We start from the raw sequence: 23,527 nt of genomic DNA, 5'->3' as shown, positions 1-23,527 counted from the left end.
ATCTAGGTCAATCATAGTTGCACATCGGTGTGCAAGTTATTAACTTACACATCAGTGTGCAAATAGATCGAGGAGTGTCTTCGATCATCAGGAACGGAGTCGCGTCATGACGACACTCATGAGCAAACCTGTCTCGGAGATGGACCAGCCGTACTCACGGCGGTGGGCCGCGCTCGGGGTGTTGTGCCTGAGTCTGCTGATCGTCGTGATGGCGAATACCGCGCTGATCGTCGCGGCGCCGGACATGACCAGAGACCTCGGCCTCACCAGCACGCAACTTCAATGGGTCATCGACGGCTACACCGTTCCCTACGCCGCATTGATGCTGCTGTTCGGCGTGATCGGTGACAAGTACAGTCGCCGCGGCGCACTTCTCGCCGGACTCGCCGTGTTCGCCGGCGGCGCCGTCTTCGGCAGCATCGCGGACACCACCAACGCCGTCATCGCGGCACGAATGATCATGGGCGTCGGCGCCGCGATCATCATGCCCGCGACGCTTTCGCTTCTGGTCGCTACCTTTCCCAAAGCGGAGCGATCACGCGCCATCGCGGCGTGGGCGGCGACATCGGGTCTCGCGATTGCACTCGGTCCGCTGTTGGCCGGATGGATTCTCGACAGTCATTCCTGGAGCATCACTTTCCTGATCAACGTCCCGATCGCCGCAGTCGCTGCCGTCGCCGCCGTATTTCTGGTGCCGCCGAGCAAGGCCGAGCACCTGGGCCGGATCGACTGGATCGGCGGCGCACTCTCGGTGGTCACCATTGGCTCGCTCGTGTACTCGATCATCAACGGATTCCACTTCGGGTGGACCGGCGGACCCATCGGTGCCGCCGTACTCGCTGCGATCGGCCTCGTCTCGTTCGTCGTCTGGGAACTGCGTCACCCGCAGCCACTGCTCGACGTCCGTAAGCTCGGCCAGCGCATGGTCGGCGGCGCGACGCTCGCCGTACTTCTGCTGTTCCTGGCCGCCTTCGGCGCCATCTACTTCATCTCACAGCAGTTCCAGTTCATCCTCGGCTACGGCGCACTCGAAACCGGTGTTCGTCTGCTGCCCTTGGCAATTGCCGTTTCGATCGGCGCCGTTGTCAGTGGGCGGATCACTCCGCTGATCGGCGTCCGGGCATCCATCGTCGGCGGCATGGTGGTCGCCGCGATCGGCGTTCTGATTCTCACGCAGGTCGACGGCGATTCGGGCTACTGGATGTTCGCAGTCCCACTGATCCTGCTCGGCCTGGGCATCGGTCTCAGCGAACCGCCGGCCACCGACGCCATCATGGACAACTTCTCCGAGGACGATCTCGGTGCTGCGGGTGGCCTCAACGACACCGCCATCGAACTCGGCGGCTCGCTGGGTATCGCGATCCTCGGCTCGATCCTCGCTGCGAGCTACAAGGATTCGATTGCCGGATTCATCGATGGAATGCAGGTTCCGCAGTTGACGGGCGAACTTGCGCAACAGGCCGCGTACGCGATGGAGGTGTCGGGCGAATCCGTCGGCGGCGCTTCGTTGGTCGCCGAAGAGATGGCAGGCAACCCGTTGGCTGCAGCTCAGGCAGGGCCGTTGCTCGACGCCGCAGGCAGTGCCTACGCCGACGCGATTTCGGCGGCCAGTTGGGCGGGCGGTCTTGCACTGTTCGTGGGGGCAGTTGTCGTGGCGTTCATCCTGCCGGGCAAGAAGGCCCCTGTGGAAGTAGACCCCGCGTCAGTCTGACGTGCACGGAGCCAGCGGGTCTTCGGCGAGAACCAACTCGCGGGAGACCCGCCACGACTCGGTCGAGGGTGAGAGAAACGCGTCGTGTCCTTCGCCCTCGATCACACGCAGTGCCACGGGATCACCAGCCGCTTCCGCGGCTTTCGCGTACCGGGAGCTCACCTTGGCCGGCACCTGCAGATCGTCCGCACCCGTGACGCACACAACGGGGACGCCGATCGGCAATCGATGCTGCGGCGACGCACTGCGATACAGATCCGGGTCCGCGTCGAACGGAACGCCGAACAGATCCTCGATGAAGCTGATCCGTCGTCCACGCTCGCCTGCCGACGCCAGATCGAGTGCGGCCGCCTGTGCGATGACCCGTTCAGGCCGGGTGAACGTGTCCTTCTCCCCCGCCAGCCACACTGCAAGATGTCCTCCGGCCGAATGCCCGAGCAAGCGAATCTGATTCAGATCCAATTCGGCCGAGGACTTCCCGGCAACCAGTCCGGGGATTTCGTCGTACGCCGTTTTCACGTCGGCGGACATCTCCGGCCAACCACCGCCCGCCCCGAGACGGCGGTATTCGATGTTCCACACCGCGACGCCGTGCCGCGCGAGTTCGACGGCAAATGCGGTGCCCAGAGTCAATCCGTACTGCCCGCTCCAGAAGCCGCCGTGGATCTGCATGACGACCGGGATCGGGCCGTCAGCGACTCCGTCGGGAACGTAGAGATGCCCGAACTGCTGCTCGTGTCGGCCGTACGGAATCTTGAATCGAGGCACCGAGGAAATCTATCTCAGGCGAGGGCGCTGCCTGCGGCCCAGTCTGCCCAGGAAAGGGTCCAGTCGCCGTTCTGCCACACCTCCAGCGGAGCGCCGCCGGTGTTCTTGATCTCGACGACATCTCCCGGCTGCGAGAAATCGAAGAACCATTTGGCATTGGCCGCACTGAGATTGAGGCAACCGTGCGAGGTGTCGGTGTTTCCCTGCGCCCAGACGGTGCTCTCCAACTCGTGAAGATAGATACCGTCGGTGCTGATGCGGGTGGCCCAGTTGATGGATTCCTTGTAGCCGAGGCGCGAGTTGATCGGCAGACCGTAGGTCGACGAATCCATGATGACGGGGTTGGCCTTGTCCATCACGGTGTACGTGCCGGGCTGGGTCCAGAACGAGAGCGTCGTGCCGCCGATCGTCTCGGTGCCGCCCATTCCCATCGAGGTCGGCATTTCCTTGATCACCTGACCGTTTTCGTAGACGGTCACCATCTTGGTGTTGTCGTCGGCGACCGAGACGTGGGAGTCGCCGATCTTGAAGGACACGGTGTCGTCCTGCTGGCCGTACAGTCCGTTGCCGAGTTGCTTGCCGTAGATGTTCGCGTTCACCGAGACCGTCGTGCCTGGTGCGTAGTAGTTCTGCGGTCGCCAGTGAACGTTCTGACCGTCGACCCAGTACCACGAACCCTGTACGGGCGGATTGGTTGTGACCAGCAGAGACTTCTCGGCCGCGGCCTTGTCACCGATCAACTCGTCGAAATGAACGGCGACGACGGTGCCGACACCGTACGTGCCACCGTCCGATATCGAGGCGCCACCGGTGGTGTTGATGTACGCCCGGGTCTGGTTACTCGGCGCGACGGTGGTCAGCGTCGTGTTCTTGGTCGTGGCAACACCATTCGCGTCGACGGCGTCGACGACCAACTTGTAGGTCTTGCCGTATCCGAGTGGTTCGCTCGGTTTCCAGGACGTCTTGTCCGGCGTGGTGATACCGGCGACTTCCTTACCCTCGGGATTGGTCAGCGCGACGGTCGTCAGTGTTCCCTTCGCGACCTGGACCTCGATGGGGTCGAGTGGACTCACCGGAGTTCCGCCGTCCGCCGGGGTGACGGTGACGAGCGCCTCGCTGGTCGGAGTAGTGGTGACGGCGCTGCTGGAGGAACCCGTGTTGTCTCCGGTGGAGACCGTGCACCCCGCGACGAGCATCAACGCCGCCGCGGCACACACCGCTCCAACGATTCGCATATGCGCACGTGACAACATCTGGCCTCCTGAAATCCCCGAACCAACTCACGCCGAAGGCGACCCCCGACGTCCTTACGATAGTGCGCAAATCTGACACTTCGCTGAGCGCCGGATCCGATTCAGCTCGGGATCACAACAAGATCAGTGCAGTGGCCGTGGTCCCCAGCGATCGGTCAGCACTCCGATCGCGCCCAGAGCAACAGCCCCGGCGGTCGACGTGCGCAGAACCGTCGGGCCGAGAAGCACCGGAGTGGCCCCGGCCTCCGACAACGCGCTGATCTCCGAATCGTCGAGCCCACCTTCGGGACCGACAACCAGAAATACCTCGTCCGCGCTCGCCAGCGGCAAACCGGCCAACGGCGTCGTCGCCGATTCGTGAAGCACCGCAACCACAGCGCCACGGGCAACGGCGTCACGAACCAACGCGATCACCGCCGGCGTCTTGTGCAGTTCCGCAATTTCCGGGACGAACGCGCGTCTGGACTGCTTTGCCGCAGACACTGCCGCACTTCGCCAGCGTGCGACGCCCTTGGCGAGCTTGGGGCCCTCCCACTTGGCGACACACCGCAAGGACTGCCACGGGATCACCGCGTCGATCCCCGCCTCGGTCGCCAGTTCGACGGCCAACTCGGAACGCTCGGCCTTGGGAAGTGCCTGAACGAGGGTCACCAACGGCTTGGGCTGCTCGAGAACCTGAACGTCACTGACCAACAGTTCCAGGCGGTCCTTGCCGACGCTCGTCACCTCGGCGTCGGCCACCCGGCCACGGCCGTCGGCCAACACCAATCGCTCACCGACGCCGATCCGGCGGACAGTGGCCGCGTGGCGACCCTCCTGTCCGTCCAGAACTGCGATTTCACCGACGCCGGGAACCGGGTCGAGAAAGAAGACCGTTGCGGCCACCGTCAGCGGCCGCTGAATGCTTCGCGAAGACGCGAGAACAATCCACCGCTGTTCTGCGAGGCCGTCGAGACAACCTCGGCCTCGTCACGATCGCGGAGCAGCTTGAATTCCTTGAGCAGCTTGGACTGCTTGTGATCGAGACGGCTCGGGATGACCACCTCGAGGTGAGCGTGCACGTCGCCGCGCACTCCCGACCGCAGTTTCGGCATGCCATGACCGCGAAGAACAGCAACGTGTCCGGGCTGGGTGCCTGGCTCGATGGTGATTTCCTTGGGGCCGTCGATGATGGTGTCGACGGTGACAGTCGTACCGAGCGCTGCGTCGACCATCGGAACGCGGATCGTGCAGTGCAGGTCTTCACCGTCTCGAACGAAGACGTCGTGCTGCTGCTCGACGATCTCGACGTAGAGGTCGCCGGGGTGTCCGCCGCCTGGGCCCACTTCACCCTGCGCGGTCAAACGGATACGCATGCCACCGGCGACACCCGCGGGAACCTTCACGGTGATGTCACGCTTGGCCCGCACTCGGCCGTCGCCGCCACACTTGTGGCAGGGATCCGGGATGGTCTCACCGGCACCGCGGCACGTCGGGCAGGGACGCGAGGTCATGACCTGACCGAGGAACGAGCGCTGGATGGACTGAACTTCGCCGGCACCGTTGCAGGTCTCACAGCGGACAGGCTTGGAGTCGCCGTTGGTTCCGGCTCCGGTGCAGCTGTCGCACAGAATGGCCGTCTCGACGGTCACGTGCTTGCTGACTCCCGTCGCACATTCTGCGAGGGTCAGCTTGGTGCGAAGCAACGAGTCGGCTCCGGGCTGAACGCGACCGCGCGGCCCACGACCTGCGCCGCCACCGCCGCCGAAGAATGCTTCGAAGACGTCGCCGAGGCCACCGCCACCGAAGCCGCCGCCGAAGCCACCACCGCCGCCACCACCGGACTCGAGTGGGTCTCCGCCGAGATCGACGATGCGACGCTTCTCCGGGTCGGTCAGGACCTCGTAGGCCGTCGAGATCTCCTTGAACTTGGCCTGCGCCGCCTCGTCAGGGTTGACGTCCGGGTGCAGTTCGCGTGCCAGCTTGCGGTAAGCGCGCTTGAGCTCCTGGTCTGTCGCGTTCTTGTCGACGCCGAGCAATCCGTAGTAATCCCGTGCCACGTTGAGTCTCTCGTCCTTCTCTTACTTCTAGGTTTTCCTCAGTCCTCGCGAGGAGGCGTGCCGACGAATGTCGACGTCCGTCATCGCTCGGAGAGAACTTCGCCGATGTATCTGGCAACGGCGGCAACCGATGCAATTGTTCCCGGATAGTCCATCCGAGTGGGTCCGAGCACACCGACACCACCGAAAACGGTACCGGCCGCGCCGTAGCCAGTCGAAATCACGGAGGTTCCGCGCATCTGTTCGACCTGCGTCTCTTCACCGATCTGAACGGTGACCGTGCCGGAGTTCTGCGTCGCAGCGAGCAGTTTGAGGACCACTACCTGCTCTTCCAGTGCTTCGAGCACTGCGCGCAGCGAACCGGGGAAGCCGGCCAGACCGGAGAAATCGGCGGCGTTGCGCGTGAGATTCGAGGTTCCGCCCAGAACGAGGCGATCTTCCGGATGTTCGACCAGGGTCTCGACCAGCACCGTTGCCGAGCGGATCACGGCGTCGCGAAGGTCGGCCGGAGACTCGTCGGCCAGTTCCGCCACGGCAATCGACGCGGCGGCCAGGCGCTTGCCTTCCAGTGCTCCGCCGAGAAGCGTGCGCAACCGGGAAAGGTCTTCGTCTTCGAGGACGTCTCCGAGTTCGACGATTCGCTGATCGACGCGGCCGGAATCGGTGATGAGAACGAGAAGCAGGCGCGCCGGCGTCAAAGCGACCACCTCGAGGTGGCGAACCGACGACGCGGACAGCGACGGGTACTGGACAACCGCGACCTGACGGGTCAGTTGCGCGAGCAGTCGCACACCGCGGCGCAGAACGTCGTCGAGGTCGACACCCGACTCCAAGAACTCGAGGATCGCTCGACGCTCGGGCCCGGACATGGGCTTGACGTCGGCGATGCGATCGACGAATTCGCGGTATCCCTTGTCGGTGGGGACGCGGCCGGAACTGGTGTGCGGTTGGGCGATGTAGCCCTCGGCCTCGAGGAATGCCATGTCGTTGCGCACAGTGGCGCTCGACACTCCGAGGTTGTGACGCTCGACCAGTGCCTTGGATCCCACCGGGTCCTGGGTGGAGACGTAATCGGCCACGATTGCACGTAAGACCTCGAAACGCCTGTCGTCGGTACTCGACATCGTTGCCACCTCCGTTTCCTGAAAAGAACGAACGCCGACATTTACACATCGGTTTCCACTGGCAGTCTAATCGCCCGAGCGCCAGAGACGGCTGTTGCCCTTACTGTGGAGTGAGATCGGCGAAAGGTCGATCGCACAACCATGGACAAGGCGGCACATGATCTTCAAAGGCGTGATGGACGGCAAACCGTATCCCGATCACGGACTGTCTCTACGCGACTGGTCGAAGTTCCCTCCACGTCAGGTTCGACTCGACGAGATCGTGACCACCACGAAGGTCCTCGAACTCGATCGCCTGCTGTCGGAGGACTCGACCTTCTACGGCGATCTGTTCCCGCACGCAGTGCAGTGGCGCGGCACTCTCTACCTCGAGGACGGTCTGCACCGAGCGGTTCGTTCGGCCCTGCGAAACCGCGTCGTGCTGCACGCGCGTGTCTTCGACTTCGACGCGATGCCCGGTGTCATCGAGGGAGTCCGCTGACGCTCAGGCGATAGTCACGAGCAACGCAGGTGTCGTTTGCCCCGGCCAGGTTCCGGTGAGCGTCTCCGAGTCCGAGACTCGATCTGCGTCGATCACTCTCGCCACAGTCAGTTCCAGGCTTCCCGCGCGGATGATCGTGTCGGTGCCGACTGTCGAGCAGGTCACGGATTCCACTGCCGGTACGGAAGCGTCGGCCGTACCGCTGCCTACTACGTGAGCCGTCACGGGGATGCGATCGGCGGTGTCCGCGAAGACCAGTTCGACTCCGGCCCCACCCGTCAGAATCGCGGTCGCCACCGCGCTGACGTAGACCGGATCACAGCATGCGTCGTACACCCACCGTTCGCCGAGTACCGAATGATCCATGGTCGCGATCAGCGCGGTCTCCGCCCCGTCCAGCGGAGCACCACGATAAGTGAGCGGGACCTGAAGAATTCGACCGTCGGCAGAGCGCATCAGGTGCGTCTCGATTCCGACCTCACCGTCCGGGTCGTCGAAACGATAGGCGTCGACGCGTTCGAGCGTCGAACAGTCGACCGACCCGAGCCACGGCTGCTTGGGCACCCACGCTCGGAGCAGGTCGTTCTTGGACGGATTCAGCTGCGCACGATGAATGATGGCCACCACGGCCACATTACGCGGCGAAGGATGGTTGCGCGTCAGGTCAGGATCGTGCGAATCACCGCATCGGCGAGCAGGCGACCACGGTCGGTGAGAACCACGTGATCGTTCTCGATCACGGCCAACCCGTCGACTACCACCTGTTCGGCCGAAAGACGTTCGGATGCAGACAGTTCCGACAACGGAAGTCCCGTACGCAACCGTGCGGTCAGCATGACTCGCTCCATGTGTTCGTCCTCGGCGGTCAGTTCTTCGCTGCCGCCGACGGGAAGTTCGCCGAGCGCCAACTGTTCCGCGTACCGCGCCGGGTGCTTGACGTTCCACCACCGCACTCCGCCGACGTGGCTGTGCGCGCCCGGACCGGCACCCCACCAGTCACCGCCGTCCCAGTAGCCGAGGTTGTGACGACACCGGGTGTCACCGGAGTCCGCGGTTTCCGCCTTTGCCCAGTTGGAGACCTCGTACCACCGCAAGCCTGCCTCGGACAGGCGTGAATCGATTCGTTCGTACCGCGAGGCCAGCACGTCGTCGTCCGGGGCGGGCAGCTCGCCGCGCCTGACCTTGCGAGCCATGGCGGTGCCGTCCTCGACGATCAACGCGTAGGCCGAGACGTGATCGACATCGGCGGAAAGGACCGCATCGAGTGAGGCGTCCAGGTCTTGATCGCGCTCCCCCGGGGTTCCATAGATCAAATCGAGATTCACGTGCGAAAAACCAGCTGCGCGAGCCTCTTTCGCGGCAGCGACGGCGCGACCGGGGGTGTGCGTGCGGTCGAGGATCTTCAGAACGTGCTGGGCGGCCGACTGCATGCCGAGGGAAATCCGGGTGAATCCAGCGCTGCGGAGAGCACCGAAGAACTCCGGCGACGTCGATTCGGGGTTCGATTCCGTGGTCACTTCGGCGCCGGACGCCAGGCCGAAGCTGCTCCGCACCGCCGACAGCACGTCGGACAATCCGTCACCACCGAGCAGCGACGGCGTTCCACCGCCCACGAACACGGTCTCCGCCGCCGGGGCGCCCGTCATCTCGGCCGCGAGATCGAGTTCGCGCCGCAGACCTTCCAACCACGATTGCGGCGAGGCGGAAGTTCCGAGCTCTCCGGCCGTGTAGGTGTTGAAATCGCAGTACCCACACCTGGTGGCACAGAACGGGACGTGGATGTAGATCCCGAACGGCCGTTTCCCGACACCCTCGAGCGATCGCGCGGGCAAGGCGAAGGGCGTCGCCTCGCTCTGTCGAGTGGGAGTCGTGCTGGTGGCATTCACGCCTCCAGTGTCCCAGCATCCGGAACGCACACCTATTCAGCCTGCGATGCAGGTCGGCGTACGGCTTGAACTCGATATTTCCCCCGTTTTTCGTGGAAATACGCACCCGAGTCGGAATTATCGAGTTGACGTGGCACAATGGTCCGCATGACCGGACTCGGAGTGCGACTTGTGGCGCGTCGCCATGTCGACTTCAAGCGTGTGTGCAGCTCGTCGTGTCTGCACCTGTGTAGCTGTTGATCTTTCACTGATCTTCCAGCCTTTCCCGCTCATCTCCATCTGCTTCACCGAAACACTCTCTGCAGAGAAATGCCTTTTCAGGGACGCAGCTTCTCCAGCTGTTCGTTTTCGTGAGCACACCTGCCGGCCGCGAGCTTTCCGAGACCGAGGACAGCCCCCTCGATTTCCGACACGGACCGGTGCGTCCCGATCAGACACCGCCACAGTTCATCGATAGTGCGTGCCGCGTGCCGATCAACCGCCCAGATCCAGGAGTTCATCGATGACGTCGACCACCGACGCCGCCACACCCGCCGATTCGGCAGCTGCCGAAGCCCGGCCTGCACGCGCTGCGCGTCCCGCCAAGCGTCGCGCCGAAGGTCAGTGGGCCCTCGGTTACCGCGAGCCGCTCAACGCCAACGAGCAGGCCAAGAAGGACGACAACCCGCTCAACGTTCGGGCCCGCATCGAGAACATCTACTCCAAGCAGGGCTTCGACAGCATCGACAAGGGCGACCTTCGCGGCCGCTTCCGCTGGTGGGGTCTCTACACCCAGCGCGAAGAAGGCTACGACGGCACCTTCACCGGCGACGAGAACATCGACCTGCTCGAGGCCAAGTACTTCATGATGCGCGTGCGTTGCGACGCCGGCGCTCTCAACGTCGAGCAGCTGCGCACCATCGCCGGTATCTCGAAGGAATTCGGCCGGAACACCGCCGACCTGTCCGACCGCGAAAACGTCCAGTTCCACTGGATCGAGGTCGAGAACGTTCCGGAGATCTGGAAGCGCCTCGAAGCCGTCGGACTCAAGACCACCGAAGCGTGCGGTGACTGCCCCCGCGTCGTCCTCGGTTCTCCCCTGGCCGGCGAATCGCTCGACGAGGTCCTCGATCCCACCCCGGCGATCGACGAGATCGTGCGCCGCTACATCGGCGACCCCAAGTACTCCAACCTGCCGCGCAAGTTCAAGACCGCCATCTCCGGCCAGCAGGACGTCGTTCACGAGATCAACGACATCGCCTTCATCGGCGTGAACCACCCCGAGCACGGCCCGGGCCTCGACCTCTGGGTCGGCGGCGGACTGTCCACCAACCCGATGCTGGCGCAGCGCGTCGGCGCCTGGATTCCGCTCGACGAGGTCCCCGATGTCTGGGAGGGCGTCGTCTCGATCTTCCGTGACTACGGCTACCGCCGTCTGCGCGCGAAGGCCAGGCTCAAGTTCCTCGTCAAGGACTGGGGTATCGAGAAGTTCCGCGAGGTTCTCGAGACCGAGTACCTCGAGCGCCCGCTCATCGACGGCCCCGCGCCCGAGAAGCCCAAGCGCCCGATCGATCACGTCGGCATCCAGAAGACCCGCAACGGCCACAACGCAGTCGGTTTCGCTCCGATCGCCGGCCGCGTTTCGGGAGACATCCTGGCTCAGGTCGCCGACGCCGCCGAGAAGGCAGGCAGCGACCGGATCCGCTTCACTCCGTACCAGAAGCTGATCATCCTCGACGTCGCCGACGAGACGCTCGAGCCGCTCATCGCCGATCTCGACGCGCTGGGTCTTCCCGCCCGTCCGTCGCACTGGCGCAAGAACCTGATGGCCTGCTCCGGCATCGAGTTCTGCAAGCTCTCGTTCGCCGAGACCCGCAAGCGTTCGCAGGTGCTCGTGCCCGAACTCGAACAGCGTCTTGCCGACATCAACAGCCAGCTCGACGTGCCGATCACCATCAACATCAACGGTTGCCCCAACTCCTGCGCTCGCTCGCAGATCGCCGACATCGGCTTCAAGGGCCAACTCGTCGACGACGGTGAGGGGAATCAAGTCGAGGGTTTCCAGGTTCATCTGGGAGGCAGCCTCGGATTCGACAGCGCCTTCGGACGCAAGCTGCGCCAGCACAAGGTCACCAGCGTCGAGATGGGTGACTACATCGACCGCGTCGTACGTCAGTTCGTCAAGAACCGCAACGAAGGTGAACGGTTCGCCGAATGGGCAGTGCGCGCAGACGAAGGAGATTTGCGATGACAGTGGACATTTCGCGAGCAACTGCCGACGAGCTTCGGTCCATCGCCGAACGCGGTGCAGTAGAACTCGACGGAGCCGGCGCGCAGGAACTGTTGCAGTGGACCGAGGACACGTTCGGTGACTCGTACATCGTGGCGTCGAACATGCAGGACGGGGTGTTGGTTCACCTTGCCGCACAGGTGCATCCGGGCGTCGACGTACTCTTCCTCGACACCGGCTACCACTTCCCCGAAACCATCGGCACGCGTGACGCGGTCGAGCAGGTGTACGGCGTCAACGTCATCAACGCTCGTGCGCTGGCAAGCGTCGCCGAGCAGGATGTCGCCGAGGGCAAGGATCTGTTCGCCCGTGATCCCAACCGCTGCTGCGCACTACGCAAAGTCGCGCCGCTCAAGCAGACACTGTCCGGGTACAGCGCGTGGGTGACCGGCATCCGCCGCGTCGAAGCGCCCACCCGCGCCAACGCTCCCCTGATCTCCTTCGACGAAGCCTTCGGACTCGTGAAGATCAACCCGATCGCTCCCTGGTCGGACGAGGAGATGCAGAACTACATCGACACCAATTCCATCCTCGTCAATCCCCTTGTCGACGAGGGATATCCGTCCATCGGCTGCGCACCCTGCACCAGCAAGCCAGCCCCCGGCAGCGATCCGCGTAGCGGTCGTTGGGCCGGTGCCTCCAAGACAGAATGCGGGTTGCACGCATCATGACAGTTGACTTGACACCTTCACGGCCTCAGCTCGACGGCACACAGTTCGATACTCTCGACGCCCTCGAGTCCGAAGCGATCCACATCTTCCGAGAGGTGGCCGGCGAATTCGAACGCCCGGTCATTCTCTTCTCGGGCGGTAAGGACTCCACCGTGCTGCTGCACCTGGCGATCAAGGCCTTCTGGCCTGCGCCGTTGCCGTTCACCCTGCTGCATGTCGACACCGGCCACAACCTGCAGGAAGTCCTCGACTTCCGCGACCACGTGGTGGCCAAGTACAACCTGCGCCTGCACGTGGCCAGCGTCGAGGAGTACATCGCGGACGGTCGCCTCACCGAGCGCCCCGACGGTATCCGCAACCCGCTGCAGACCGTGCCGTTGCTGGACGCGATCTCCGAGAACCGCTTCGACGCCGTATTCGGTGGCGCTCGCCGCGACGAGGAGCGGGCCCGCGCCAAGGAGCGGATCTTCTCGCTGCGCAACGCTTTCGGTCAGTGGGACCCCAAGAAGCAGCGCCCGGAACTGTGGAACCTCTACAACGGTCGCCACTCCCCCGGCGAGCAGGTGCGCGTCTTCCCGCTCAGCAACTTCACCGAGCTGGACATCTGGCGTTACATCGCCCGCGACAACGTCGAACTCGCCAGCATCTACTACGCCCACCAGCGTCCGGTGTACCAGCGCGACGGCATGTGGATGACGCCCGGCGTCTGGGGTGGACCGGCTGACGGCGAAGAGCTGCAGACCCTTTCGGTGCGTTACCGCACCGTCGGCGACGGTTCGACCACCGGCGCAGTCCTCTCCGATGCCGCTGACAACGAGGCCATCCTGGCCGAGGTTGCGGCATCACGTTTGACCGAGCGCGGCGCGACCCGTGGCGACGACCGAGTTTCCGAAGCGGCCATGGAAGACCGCAAGCGAGAGGGCTACTTCTGATGAGCGATCTGCTCAGACTGGCAACTGCCGGCAGCGTCGACGACGGAAAGTCCACCCTCGTGGGCCGTCTGTTGTACGACACGAAATCCGTTCTCGCCGACCAGATCGACGCCGTGACCCGTGCGTCGGTGGACCGCGGTCTCGACACCCCTGACCTCTCGCTCCTGGTGGACGGACTGCGCGCCGAGCGTGAGCAGGGCATCACCATCGACGTGGCGTACCGCTACTTCGCGACCCCCAAGCGCACCTTCGTGCTCGCCGATACACCGGGCCACGTGCAGTACACCCGCAACACGGTCTCCGGTGCCTCGACGGCTCAGCTCGTGATCCTGCTGGTCGATGCTCGCAAGGGCGTCATCGCGCAGACTCGCAGGCACGCAGCGGTTCTCGCGTTGCTCGGTGTCCCGAAGCTCGTTCTCGCCGTGAACAAGATCGACCTCGTCGAGAACCCCGAAGAGGTCTTCACCTCGATCTCCGCCGAGTTCAACGAACTCACCAGCTCACTTGGCTGGGCAAGCGAAGACGTCGTCGAGATCCCGGTGTCGGCACTGCACGGTGACAACGTCGCCATCCGCTCCGACAAGACCCCGTACTACACCGGCCCCACACTGATCGAGCACCTCGAGTCGATTCCGGTCGACGCCGAGCCACATCGCGTCGGTCTGCGTTTCCCGGTGCAGTACGTGATCCGCCCCCGCACCGCAGAGTTCCTCGACTACCGCGGCTACGCCGGTCAGGTCGCTGCCGGTTCCGTCGTGCCCGGCGACGAAGTGGTGATCCTGCCCTCGGGTACGCGCACCACCGTCACACGTATCGACACGGCCGACGGCGAACTGGACGTCGCCCACGCCGGACGCAGCGTCACGCTGATCCTGGCCGACGACGTCGACGTCTCTCGCGGCGACACCATCGCATCGCCGTCCGACGCACCCGAGCCGATCGGCGAATTCGACGCCACTGTCTGCTGGCTGGCCGAGAAGTCGCTGCGCCCCGGTGCACGTCTGCTGCTCAAGCACGGCACGCGAACGACGCAGGCCATCGTGGGCAGCTTGGTGGAACGCTTCAACGAGCAGGACCTCACCACGGATCAGGGCCCGGACACTCTCGAGCTCAACGAGATCGGCAAGATCTCCATCCGGGTGGCCGAGCCGATCGTGGCTGACGACTACGCCGTCAACCGCCACACCGGCAGCTTCCTGCTGATCGATCCCGCTGGTGGAAACACTCTCGCAGCCGGCCTGGTGGGCGACGTCATTTCCGCTGTCGAATTGGGCGAGCGCGTCTAAGTCGATGGTTCCGCTCATCGCTGTTGCGCACGGCAGCCGTGACCCCCGTTCTGCTCGGGTGATCGCGGCTGCTGTGGCAGCTCTTCGTGAAGTCCGGCCAGACCTCGATGTCCGGCTGGCGTTCCTCGACCTCAATGCACCGTCCATCGATCAGGTCCTGGACGGAGTTGCACACGACGGCCACACTCACGCCGTTGTTGTTCCGATGCTGCTGGGCAATGCCTTCCACGCCCGGGTAGATCTGCCCGGACTCTTGGCCGCTGCCGCGACACGCCACCCCCAGTTGACCGTGTTCCAAGCAGACGTGCTGGGTCGCGATGCTCGGCTGATCGAGGCAGTACGCGAGCGAATTCTCGAAGCGGGTGCCCGCCCGGACGATCCGTCGGTCGGTGTCGCTCTTGCGGCAGTCGGCTCGTCCGACGCGCGCGCCAATGCCGCGACCGCAGAATTGGCGTCCACTCTCCTCGGCGGAACCAACTGGTCGGGCGTTCGAATCTGTTTCGCGACATCCGCGGAACCGACAGTTGCCCAGGCGATCTCCGCACTCGAGCAGGACGGCGCCGAACGTGTTGTCGTCGCACCGTGGTTCTTGGCTCCCGGCCTACTGACCGATCGACTCAGCGCTGCCGCAGCAACTGCATGTCCGCGCGCGCGTTTCGCCGACACGATCGGTGGGCACTCTCTACTGATCGAAACGATGATCGACCGTTACCGACAAGTCGCTGATGCACTACCCGACCGTCTGGTCCGCTCCGCCTGATCCGGTTTCACAGGCCGTTATCAGATTGTTACCGTAGTGTTGGATCTGTCCAGCTCGCGAAGGTACCTCCTTCGCCTGCGAAACAGATCTTTGGGTGCAATCCCCTCAGAGCGCCGCGAGAGGGAACACCATCACTCACAATCTTCGCCTCGGCACAGCCGGCATCGCATGGGTCCTGTCGGTGCTCTACCTGCTTGTCGAAATCTTCACAGCCGGAGCATGGAAGACGCCGTACAGCTTCGCGCGCGACTCCATCAGTTCGCTGGGCGTGACGACATGCAGCGTGGATTCGTGTTCGCCGATGCACGACGTGATGAACGCGGCCTTCATGATCCTCGGTGCGCTCACCATCCTCGGTGCAGCCTTGCTGCACAAGTACATTCCGGACGGTCGTGCGAAGAAGTGGATTCTCGGTCTTGCCGTCGTCGTTGCATTGAGCACCGCGGCCACCGGCCTCTTCCCGGCGAACGACGGGACCTTCGTTCATTGGACCGCCGTACTTCCCGGCTTCGTCGCACGTCATGCCGTTCTCGTCCTCATGGCAATTCAATTCTGGAAGCACAGCAAATGGATCGCAGTGTGGTCAGGGCTGTGCGCGGCTACCGGAATCGTCGGTGCCGTACTGCTTCTCGGACGAACCCTCACTTTCGGCCTTGGTGAACGCCTGACGCTGTACCCGCTGCCTATGTGGATGGCCGTCACCGGCGTCGCAGCCCTGCTTGCGTTGATGCGCCGAACCGTGTTGAAGAACGTGGAACTGACACTGTCCGGTAACGGATTCATCACCGCTCTGTTGTCGTTGCGCCCGCGTCGATCTCGCGCGGCTGTGCCTACCGACGTTCTCGCACCGCGGAAGCTGACGAGTTTGTAGCGAACCCGGGGTGACCAGGGACACACTGGTAGGGAGGCGACGCGAGGAGACTTCCATGACCAGTGCATCTGTTCGACACGGAATCGTGGCCGGTATCGACGGCTCGGCAAGCGCGGTCAACGCCGCGAGGTGGGCAGCTTCGGCTGCAAAGAGATTCGACGAACCACTTCGCCTGACCCACGTGCTGCCAGGACAACCCGAGTCCGGTGGCGGTACCAACGTCACCGACGAAGAGATGTTCGACCACCACCTTCGCGTCGAGGGTGCAAAACTGCTCGACGAGGCCGAGGACGCCATCCGCGATGATCACACCGACGTCACCGTCGAACGTGGCCTCGTGACCGGTACTCCCGCAACCACACTCGTCGAACTCTCGAAGTCGGCTCGCATCGTTGCACTGGGTCAGGCCGGCACCAGCGAAATGCAGTCCGTGTTTCTCGGATCCGACACCATTCGGGTGGTCAACCGCGCGCACTGTCCCGTGGCCGTATTCCGCGGTACGGGTGATCACGCGATGGCCGACACCAGGCCCATCGTCGTCGGCGTCGACGGGAGCAAGCTCAGCGAACTCGCCGTCGCGCATGCCTTCGAATTTGCCGCGTTCCTCGGCGCACCTTTGGTTGCGGTCCACACGTGGAACGAGCACGCCTCGCTGGGCGGGTATTCCGAAGCCAGGCGCTTCGTCGACTGGGGACCGTACGAACAGCATGAGCATGCACTGCTGTCCGAGTGCCTCGCCGGCTGGACGGAGAAGTACCCCGATGTCGAAGTCACCCGCAGTGTCCAGCGCAGCGGACCGATGAAGGCACTGCTCGAGCACTCGGCGGAAGCGCAACTCGTAGTCGTCGGTAGCCACGGCCGCAGCCCGTTCATGGCGTCGATAGTCGGATCGACCAGTCAGAGCCTCATCCACCACGCCCAATGCCCGGTCCTCGTCTGCCGAGAGGGCTGAACTCGTCTCGCTGTTGCCCGACCCCCAACTCTGAGCGAACGGCACTTTCGGCGCCATCAGGAGTCCGAAAGTGCCGTTCGCTCAAACAGGAGTGGGGGTACAACAGGTCAAACAGGGCGAGCGGGTCACACCTGGCCGACCACGCTCACCGTGACCGGCTCCTGCACCGGCGTCGACACCGGGGTCTCCGGCAGATCCGGCACCCGGGTAGCACGCGCGTACACCGTCTCCCCCGCCTCGAGGTGCAGCGCTGCACTGTCACCGCGCGTGACCTGAGCCGAGAAGAGCTCGCCGGTTGCCTCGTTGCGCAGGTCCACTCGAACCTCGAAGCCGAGGTACACGACGCGCTCGACTGTTGCGCGTGTGACGCCGAGCGACTCGGCCGTTCCGGATTCCTGCGCGAGAGCCATGCTCGGATCGCGGCCGAGGCGGATGTCGTGCGGACGGACCAACTGCCCGTTGAGCTTCGCGACGGATCCGAGGAAGGACATCACGAAGTCGTTGGACGGGCGGTCGTACAGGTCGGCAGGTTCACCGATCTGCTCGATCCGCCCCTTGTTCAGCACCGCGATGCGGTCGGCGACGTCGAGAGCCTCTTCCTGGTCGTGTGTGACCAGGACGGTGGTGACGTGCACCTCGTCATGCAGGCGACGCAACCACGTGCGCAGGTCGGCACGGACCTTCGCGTCGAGGGCGCCGAAGGGCTCGTCGAGCAGGAGCACCTGCGGATCCACCGCCAGAGCGCGCGCCAACGCCATGCGCTGGCGTTGACCACCGGACAGCTGCGCGGGGTACCGATGCTGAAAGCCGTCGAGGCCGACGATCCCCAGTAGTTCGTTGACCTTCTTCTCGATCTCCGGCTTCGGGCGCTTGCGGATCTTGAGCCCGAACGCCACGTTGTCTCGCACCGTCATGTGCTTGAACGCTGCGTAGTGCTGGAACACGAAACCGATGTCACGCTTCTGCGGCGACACGCCGGTGACGTCCTTGCCTGCGATGGTGATGGTTCCCGAATCGAGTTCTTCGAGCCCTGCGATCGAACGCAGCAACGTCGACTTTCCCGAGCCACTGGGCCCGAGCAATGCCGTCAACGAACCCGAGGGAATGTTGACCGTCACGTCGTCGAGCGCCGCGAAATCACCGTAGTTCTTGCGGGCCCCGGTCACTGTGATCATGTGGTGCTCCTCTTACGGTCCAGCAGCGTCATCAGCAACAGGACAATGATGGCGATGCCCATCAGCAGCGTTGCCGCCGAATACGCACCAAAGGTGTTGTGGTCGTCGATGTATCGCGAGTGCACCAGCAACGTCAGTGTCTGGGATACCCCCGGGAAGCCGGAAGAGACCATGATGACTGCGCCGAATTCACCGAGCGAACGCGCCACCGTCAACACGATTCCGTATGTCAAGCCCCAACGGATCGCGGGCAAGGTGATCCGCCAGAACGTCTGCCAACCAGAGGCACCGAGCGTCGCGGCCGCTTGTTCTTGCTCGTCGCCGATCTCGTGAAGTACGGGTTCGACTTCCCGGACGACGAAGGGCAGCGTCACGAAAATCGTCGCGATCACCATGCCTGGCAACCCGAAGATGACTTTGAACCCCAACGATTCGATGCCGCCGAACCAACCGTTGGCACCCCACAGGAGAATCAACGACACACCGACGACGACGGGCGAGACTGCGAAGGGCAGGTCGACCACCGACTGCAGAACTCCGCGGCCCGGGAACCGACCACGCACGAGTGCCAGAGCGGTGACCACACCGAACACGACGTTGATCGGGACCACGATCGCCACGATGATCAGCGAAAGATTCAACGCGGAGATCGCTGCCGGTGTCGTGATCGATTCGAGAAACGGGCCGATTCCGTTCTCGAACGTTCGCGTCAGGATCACACCGATCGGCACGACCAGCAACACGAACAGGTAGACGAGAGCGATGGTCCGCAGACCGATCTTCGATCCTCTGGACACGTTCATCGGGAACTCTCCTCACGTCGCTGTCCCCGCGATGCGAAGATTCGCAGGACGAACAGCGTCACGAATGCGATGGCCAGCAACGCTACCGAGACGGCAGCGGCGTTGGTCGGACGATCGATCTCGATCTGCTGCTGAATGTACTGCGACGTCATCTGTGTCACGCGTGGGATGTTGCCGCCGATCAGAACGACCGAGCCGTATTCACCGATCGCTCTGGCGAACGCGAGGCCCGCACCGGAGATGACGGCAGGCGCCAACGTCGGGAGAACAACCGAGCGAAAGATCGTCCAGTTGGAAGCTCCCAACGACGCAGCGGCTTCCTCGACTTCGCGGTCGACCTCCATCAGCACCGGCTGCACGGAACGGACGACGAACGGCAAGGTCACGAAGGCCAATGCCACGATCAGTCCGGGCTGAGTTGCATTGAGATGGATGTCGATCGGTGACTGCGGGCCGTAGAGGGACAGCAGCACGATCGATGCCACGATGGTCGGTAGCGCGAACGGCAGATCGATCATCGAGTTGACGATGCGCTTGCCCGGGAAGTCGTCCCGGACCAGCACCCACGCGATGATCGTGCCCATTACGACGTTGATCAATGCCACGATCACCGAGACCAACAACGTCACGCGCAACGACGCCAAGGCGACGGGTGCGGTGACGGCGTCCCAGAATCCGGAGATCCCCTCGTCGAACGCGGTGGCGGTCAACGCGGCGAGCGGAAGCAGAACGATGACGGAGAGCCACAGGGTGGCCACTCCGATTCCGAGCGGCCCCACACTCCCCGTGACCCGCGCGAGTTTTCGCCGACGAGCCACGGGGGTGGGGTCAATAGTGTCAGTCACGTCAGTCTTACTTGGTCGCGTTGTCGTAGATCACTGCGATCGAACCGGTGTCCTTGGTGAACAGAGCACTGTCCACGGCCTTCCAGCCGCCGAGGTCTGCAATGGTCCACAGCTTGGTCGGCTCGGGGAACTTGTCGGTGAACTTGGCAGCGACGGCGGGATCAACGGGACGGAATCCTGCTTCGGCCCAGAGCGTCTGACCCTCGGTCGTGTACAGGTAGTCCTTGAACGCGGTCGCCTTGTCGAGGACCTTGCTGTTCGAGATCACGGCAACGGGGTTCTCGATCTTGAAGGTCGTGGGCGGGGTGACGTGCTCGACCGGGTCGCCGTTGCCTTCGATGAACAGTGCTTCATTCTCGTAGCTGATCAGAACGTCACCGCTGCCCTGCAGGAAGGCTTCCGAAGCCTCGCGTCCCGACTTGGGCTGGATCTTGACGTGATCGTTGACCAAGGCGGTGACGTAGTCGAGCCCCGCCTGCGGGTTCTTGCCACCGTCGCTCTTCGCGGCGTACGGCGCCAAGAGGTTCCACTTGGCCGAGCCGGAGCTGAACGGGTTCGGCGTGACGACCTCGAGGCCGGGCTGAAGCAGGTCGTCCCAGTCCTTGATGCCCTTCGGGTTCCCCGGACGCGTCACGATGGTGACTACCGATCCGAACGGAATTCCGTTGTAGGCGTCCTGGTTCCAGTTCTGATCGACCAGACCGGCATCGACCAGGCGGGTGATGTCGGGCTCGACGGAGAAGTTGACGAAGTCTGCCTCGGCGCCGTCCTTCACCTTGCGCGACTGGTCGCCCGAGGCGCCGTAGGAAGGATTGAAGTTGACGTTCTTGCCCTCGTCGGTCGCCTGGAAGGCTGCGGTGAGCTTGTCGAAGCCAGGCTTCGGCACGGCGTAGGCGAACAGGTTGATCGTGCCGGCGCTACCGTCGCTGGCGGCGCTGTCACCACCCACGGTGTCGCTCGAGCCACCACTGCACGCTGTGAGTACCACGGCCCCCATGGTCGCGATAGCAGTGAGAAGTGTGCGGGAACGGCGTTTCATTGCAGATACCTTCCTGAAAGGACTGACAAACGAGGGTTGGTCAAACGACAAGTCCGAGACCTCTGGGGCTGATTCCATCGGGATGTTCAGACATGGAGAGCCGACGGGCGATGAGCCCTGAATCGGGGGCGCGAGTTACGCGCAGAGAAGTTCGAGTGGGGTGCGCAGCACCACCGGAGAGGTCGAACTCAGGAAATCAACAACAGGCGACGTCAGCGACGTCGAGCATGCCGACAGCAATCAACGCCAACTGGTGGCGGATTACGGGAGCTGTTGCTTCGGACACGCGGTGGACTTTAGCAGAGCACCGGCGCCCGCTCTAATCGGGAGAACTAACGGGTGAGAAGCCACGCGACGATCACGAGGAGAATCAGGGCTATCAGGGCGAGAGTGACCCGTGAGCGGGGCATCAGCTTTCCTCTACTTCTCGAGAATTCCTACGCAACCAGCCGAAGAGCGGCAGAGCGAGAACGGCGGCCAACGCGCGATCCAGACCGATGGCCACCAGGCGGCACAGCGGAACGACGACGATCAGGACCAACGCGACCTGCGGGATGAACGGGAGCCCCGCCATCCACAGCTCGAAGCTGTCCCACCAATCCGCTATCCGATCCACGCCAACACCCTATCCTTCGGACGATACGGTCCCGACAGCGTGTGGATTGGACGTGTGCCGATTCTGGCCGGATGATGGCCGAATGAGTGCTGACGACGAAGTGGTGCAGACGATTCCTCCCGCCTCCACGGGTCACCATCGAAGCAACTTTCCCCCGATCGACGACTATGCGTTTCTTTCCGATTGCGAAACCTCGTGCCTGATTGCCCGTAACGGATCTGTCGAGTGGATGTGCGTTCCCCGCCCGGACTCCCCCAGCGTGTTCGGTGCCATCCTCGACCGCAGTGCGGGCCATTTCCGTATCGGCCCCTACGGCCAGAACGTGCCGGCCGCTCGGCGCTATCTGCCGGGTGGACTCATTCTCGAAACGACCTGGCAGACCGAGACCGGCTGGCTCGTCGTCCGCGACGCCCTGGTTCTCGGCCCCTGGCACAACGTCGACAAGCGATCGAACACGCACAAGCGCACACCGACCGACTGGGATGCCGAACACACCCTTCTCCGTACGGTCAAATGCGTCAGCGGCACCGTCGAACTCGAGATGAGCTGTGAGCCCGCGTTCGACTATCACCGTGGCACGGCGAATTGGGAGTACACCGGAAAGGTCTACGAGGAAGCAACGGCAACGTGTCGCTCCGCCAAGCCCGGCGACCATCCCACTCTGCGCTTGACCACCGATCTCCGACTGGGTCTGGAAGGTCGTGAGGCACGGGCCCGGACGCGACTGGTCGAAGGCGACAACGTGTACGTCGCGCTCTCGTGGTCGGATCTTCCCGCGCCGCAGACGTTCGACGAGGCCGCCGACAAGATGTGGCAGACGTCCAAGTCCTGGCGTGAGTGGGTGACGATCGGCAAGTTCCCCGATCACCCGTGGCGCGGATACCTACAGCGCAGTGCGCTCACACTCAAGGGGCTCACCTACGCACCGACCGGAGCCCTGCTTGCGGCTTCGACGACCTCGCTACCGGAAACACCAGGCGGAGAACGCAACTGGGACTACCGCTACGCGTGGGTTCGCGATTCCACCTTCGCACTGTGGGGCCTTTACACGCTCGGGTTGGACCGTGAGGCCAACGACTTCTTCAACTTCATCTACGACGTGTCGAGTTCGGACAACGGTCAGCCGCATCCCTTGCAGGTGATGTACGGCATCGGCGGCGAGCGCACACTCGAGGAATCCGAACTCAACCATCTGTCCGGCTACGACGGCGCCCGTCCGGTGCGTATCGGCAACGGGGCGTTCGATCAACAGCAGCACGACATCTGGGGCACCATGCTCGACTCGGTGTACCTCCACATCCGTACCCGCGAGCGTGTCCCCGAAGCGCTGTGGCCGCTGCTCAAGAAGCAGGTCGAGGAAGCGATCAAGCACTGGCGTCAACCCGACCGCGGGATCTGGGAGGTGCGCGGTGAACCGCAGCATTTCACGTCGTCGAAGATCATGTGCTGGGTCGCACTCGATCGCGGCGCCAAGCTGGCAGAGATGCAGGGCGAGAAGAGCTTTGCGCAGCAATGGACGGCCATCGCGGACGAGATCAAGGCCGACATCCTCGCGCACGGTGTCGACTCGCGCGGAGTTCTGACACAGCGGTACGGCCACGATTCACTCGACGCGTCGCTCTTGTTGGCACCGCTGCTGCGCTTCCTGCCGGCCGACGATCCGCGCATCCGGGCGACGGTGCTGGCGATCGCCGACGAGCTCACCGAAGAGGGGTTGGTCCTGCGCTATCGCGTCGACACCACCGACGACGGATTGAGCGGGGAGGAGGGCACGTTCACCATCTGTTCCTTCTGGTTGGTGTCCGCCCTCGTCGAGATCGGCGAACTGGATCGCGCAAAGCATCTCTGTGAGCGCCTGCTCGGGTTCGCGAGCCCGCTCAAGCTGTACGCGGAGGAGATCGACGCGCACACCGGTCGCCATCTGGGTAATTTCCCGCAGGCGTTCACACACCTGGCGCTGATCAACGCCGTGGTCCACGTGATCCGCGCCGAGGAAGCTGCCGAAGCCGGAGCTTTCCAGCCCGCGCACAACGCGACCTAGACCCC

At 63.7% G+C, this 23,527-nt stretch carries 23 protein-coding genes; 10 read left to right on the top strand and 13 right to left on the bottom strand.

Features of this window, described 5'->3' with window-relative positions; all coding sequences use genetic code 11:
* The first annotated feature begins 106 nt into the window (after window positions 1-106).
* Window positions 107-1,711 (top strand): MFS transporter, encoded by a 1,605-nt coding sequence (locus tag ACN50D_RS28480; RefSeq protein WP_211921217.1) that lies wholly within the window; start codon window positions 107-109, stop codon window positions 1,709-1,711.
* Here ACN50D_RS28480 and ACN50D_RS28475 read toward each other — a convergent pair.
* The 5 genes from ACN50D_RS28475 to hrcA form a co-directional block, all read right to left on the bottom strand.
* Entirely contained in the window at window positions 1,703-2,479 is a 777-nt protein-coding gene (locus ACN50D_RS28475; protein WP_065352637.1) for an alpha/beta hydrolase family protein, read from the bottom strand. The two genes, ACN50D_RS28480 and ACN50D_RS28475, sit on opposite strands and share 9 nt — an antisense overlap.
* A 14-nt stretch (window positions 2,480-2,493) precedes the next feature.
* On the bottom strand, window positions 2,494-3,732 hold the full coding sequence (locus ACN50D_RS28470; protein ID WP_003944568.1) for a L,D-transpeptidase: 1,239 nt from the start codon (window positions 3,730-3,732) through the stop codon (window positions 2,494-2,496).
* 123 nt (window positions 3,733-3,855) lie between these two features.
* The gene (locus tag ACN50D_RS28465) at window positions 3,856-4,617 is read right to left on the bottom strand and encodes a 16S rRNA (uracil(1498)-N(3))-methyltransferase (protein WP_003944495.1); all 762 of its coding nucleotides are present in this window, start codon (window positions 4,615-4,617) and stop codon (window positions 3,856-3,858) included.
* Window positions 4,618-4,619: 2 nt separating this feature from the next.
* Window positions 4,620-5,771, bottom strand: coding sequence for a molecular chaperone DnaJ (gene dnaJ / locus ACN50D_RS28460; RefSeq protein ID WP_003944460.1), 1,152 nt, complete (start codon window positions 5,769-5,771; stop codon window positions 4,620-4,622).
* An 80-nt stretch (window positions 5,772-5,851) separates the two neighbouring features.
* The gene (hrcA, locus tag ACN50D_RS28455) at window positions 5,852-6,895 is read right to left on the bottom strand and encodes a heat-inducible transcriptional repressor HrcA (RefSeq protein ID WP_003944583.1); all 1,044 of its coding nucleotides are present in this window, start codon (window positions 6,893-6,895) and stop codon (window positions 5,852-5,854) included.
* Between the two features lie 157 nt (window positions 6,896-7,052).
* Between hrcA and ACN50D_RS28450 the strand changes: the two genes are divergently transcribed.
* Window positions 7,053-7,376, top strand: a complete 324-nt coding sequence (locus ACN50D_RS28450; RefSeq protein WP_003944521.1) for a type II toxin-antitoxin system VapB family antitoxin — start codon at window positions 7,053-7,055, stop codon at window positions 7,374-7,376.
* A 3-nt stretch (window positions 7,377-7,379) separates the two neighbouring features.
* Here ACN50D_RS28450 and ACN50D_RS28445 read toward each other — a convergent pair whose 3' ends face one another.
* Together ACN50D_RS28445 and hemW are read right to left on the bottom strand one after the other, a co-directional pair.
* Complete coding sequence (locus ACN50D_RS28445) at window positions 7,380-8,000, bottom strand: CG0192-related protein (RefSeq protein ID WP_065352966.1); 621 nt, start codon at window positions 7,998-8,000, stop codon at window positions 7,380-7,382.
* Between the two features lie 35 nt (window positions 8,001-8,035).
* The gene (gene hemW / locus ACN50D_RS28440; protein WP_042450186.1) at window positions 8,036-9,262 is read right to left on the bottom strand and encodes a radical SAM family heme chaperone HemW; all 1,227 of its coding nucleotides are present in this window, start codon (window positions 9,260-9,262) and stop codon (window positions 8,036-8,038) included.
* 502 nt (window positions 9,263-9,764) lie between these two features.
* Here hemW and ACN50D_RS28435 point away from each other — a divergent pair.
* The 7 genes from ACN50D_RS28435 to ACN50D_RS28405 all read left to right on the top strand — a co-directional run bounded on the left by ACN50D_RS28435 (window position 9,765) and on the right by ACN50D_RS28405 (window position 17,003).
* Window positions 9,765-11,492: a nitrite/sulfite reductase gene (locus tag ACN50D_RS28435; RefSeq protein WP_125051439.1), complete on the top strand. Its 1,728-nt coding sequence runs from the start codon at window positions 9,765-9,767 to the stop codon at window positions 11,490-11,492.
* Window positions 11,489-12,202, top strand: a complete 714-nt coding sequence (locus ACN50D_RS28430; RefSeq protein WP_003944488.1) for a phosphoadenylyl-sulfate reductase — start codon at window positions 11,489-11,491, stop codon at window positions 12,200-12,202. The genes ACN50D_RS28435 and ACN50D_RS28430 overlap by 4 nt, the downstream gene beginning before the upstream one ends.
* Window positions 12,199-13,134, top strand: coding sequence for a sulfate adenylyltransferase subunit CysD (cysD, locus tag ACN50D_RS28425; protein ID WP_007731054.1), 936 nt, complete (start codon window positions 12,199-12,201; stop codon window positions 13,132-13,134). Before ACN50D_RS28430 ends, cysD begins: the two co-directional genes overlap by 4 nt.
* Entirely contained in the window at window positions 13,134-14,420 is a 1,287-nt protein-coding gene (locus ACN50D_RS28420) for a sulfate adenylyltransferase subunit 1 (protein ID WP_020969973.1), read from the top strand. Before cysD ends, ACN50D_RS28420 begins: the two co-directional genes overlap by 1 nt.
* Before the next feature lie 4 nt (window positions 14,421-14,424).
* Window positions 14,425-15,180 carry a sirohydrochlorin chelatase gene (locus ACN50D_RS28415; protein WP_007731050.1) on the top strand — a complete coding sequence of 252 codons (756 nt, stop codon included), beginning with the start codon at window positions 14,425-14,427 and terminating at the stop codon, window positions 15,178-15,180.
* A gap of 94 nt (window positions 15,181-15,274) precedes the next feature.
* A complete protein-coding gene (locus ACN50D_RS28410; protein WP_042450193.1) occupies window positions 15,275-16,051 on the top strand; it encodes a DUF998 domain-containing protein in 777 nt (258 codons plus the stop codon).
* Window positions 16,052-16,106: 55 nt separating this feature from the next.
* A complete protein-coding gene (locus ACN50D_RS28405; protein WP_003944544.1) occupies window positions 16,107-17,003 on the top strand; it encodes a universal stress protein in 897 nt (298 codons plus the stop codon).
* 125 nt (window positions 17,004-17,128) lie between these two features.
* Here the strand turns inward: ACN50D_RS28405 and ACN50D_RS28400 are convergent, their stop codons facing one another.
* The 6 genes from ACN50D_RS28400 to ACN50D_RS28375 all read right to left on the bottom strand — a co-directional run bounded on the left by ACN50D_RS28400 (window position 17,129) and on the right by ACN50D_RS28375 (window position 21,481).
* Window positions 17,129-18,178 carry a sulfate/molybdate ABC transporter ATP-binding protein gene (locus ACN50D_RS28400; RefSeq protein WP_007731046.1) on the bottom strand — a complete coding sequence of 350 codons (1,050 nt, stop codon included), beginning with the start codon at window positions 18,176-18,178 and terminating at the stop codon, window positions 17,129-17,131.
* Complete coding sequence (cysW, locus tag ACN50D_RS28395) at window positions 18,175-18,981, bottom strand: sulfate ABC transporter permease subunit CysW (RefSeq protein WP_003944503.1); 807 nt, start codon at window positions 18,979-18,981, stop codon at window positions 18,175-18,177. Before cysW ends, ACN50D_RS28400 begins: the two co-directional genes overlap by 4 nt.
* Window positions 18,978-19,826 (bottom strand): sulfate ABC transporter permease subunit CysT, encoded by an 849-nt coding sequence (gene cysT, locus ACN50D_RS28390; RefSeq protein WP_030536617.1) that lies wholly within the window; start codon window positions 19,824-19,826, stop codon window positions 18,978-18,980. Before cysT ends, cysW begins: the two co-directional genes overlap by 4 nt.
* Before the next feature lie 7 nt (window positions 19,827-19,833).
* Window positions 19,834-20,865 carry a sulfate ABC transporter substrate-binding protein gene (locus ACN50D_RS28385; RefSeq protein WP_003944569.1) on the bottom strand — a complete coding sequence of 344 codons (1,032 nt, stop codon included), beginning with the start codon at window positions 20,863-20,865 and terminating at the stop codon, window positions 19,834-19,836.
* A gap of 196 nt (window positions 20,866-21,061) precedes the next feature.
* Window positions 21,062-21,151: an Ms4533A family Cys-rich leader peptide gene (locus ACN50D_RS28380; protein WP_309599318.1), complete on the bottom strand. Its 90-nt coding sequence runs from the start codon at window positions 21,149-21,151 to the stop codon at window positions 21,062-21,064.
* A gap of 123 nt (window positions 21,152-21,274) precedes the next feature.
* Window positions 21,275-21,481: a hypothetical protein gene (locus ACN50D_RS28375; protein WP_003944489.1), complete on the bottom strand. Its 207-nt coding sequence runs from the start codon at window positions 21,479-21,481 to the stop codon at window positions 21,275-21,277.
* Between the two features lie 82 nt (window positions 21,482-21,563).
* Between ACN50D_RS28375 and ACN50D_RS28370 the strand changes: the two genes are divergently transcribed.
* Window positions 21,564-23,522 (top strand): glycoside hydrolase family 15 protein, encoded by a 1,959-nt coding sequence (locus ACN50D_RS28370; protein ID WP_003944557.1) that lies wholly within the window; start codon window positions 21,564-21,566, stop codon window positions 23,520-23,522.
* Window positions 23,523-23,527 lie beyond the last annotated feature (5 nt).

The organism is Rhodococcus sp. SB1D (assembly GCF_048573875.1).
Lineage (GTDB): Bacteria > Actinomycetota > Actinomycetes > Mycobacteriales > Mycobacteriaceae > Rhodococcus_F > Rhodococcus_F qingshengii.
Note: the sequence above shows the minus strand (reverse complement) of the source record. Positions and strands in the feature narration are given on the sequence as shown.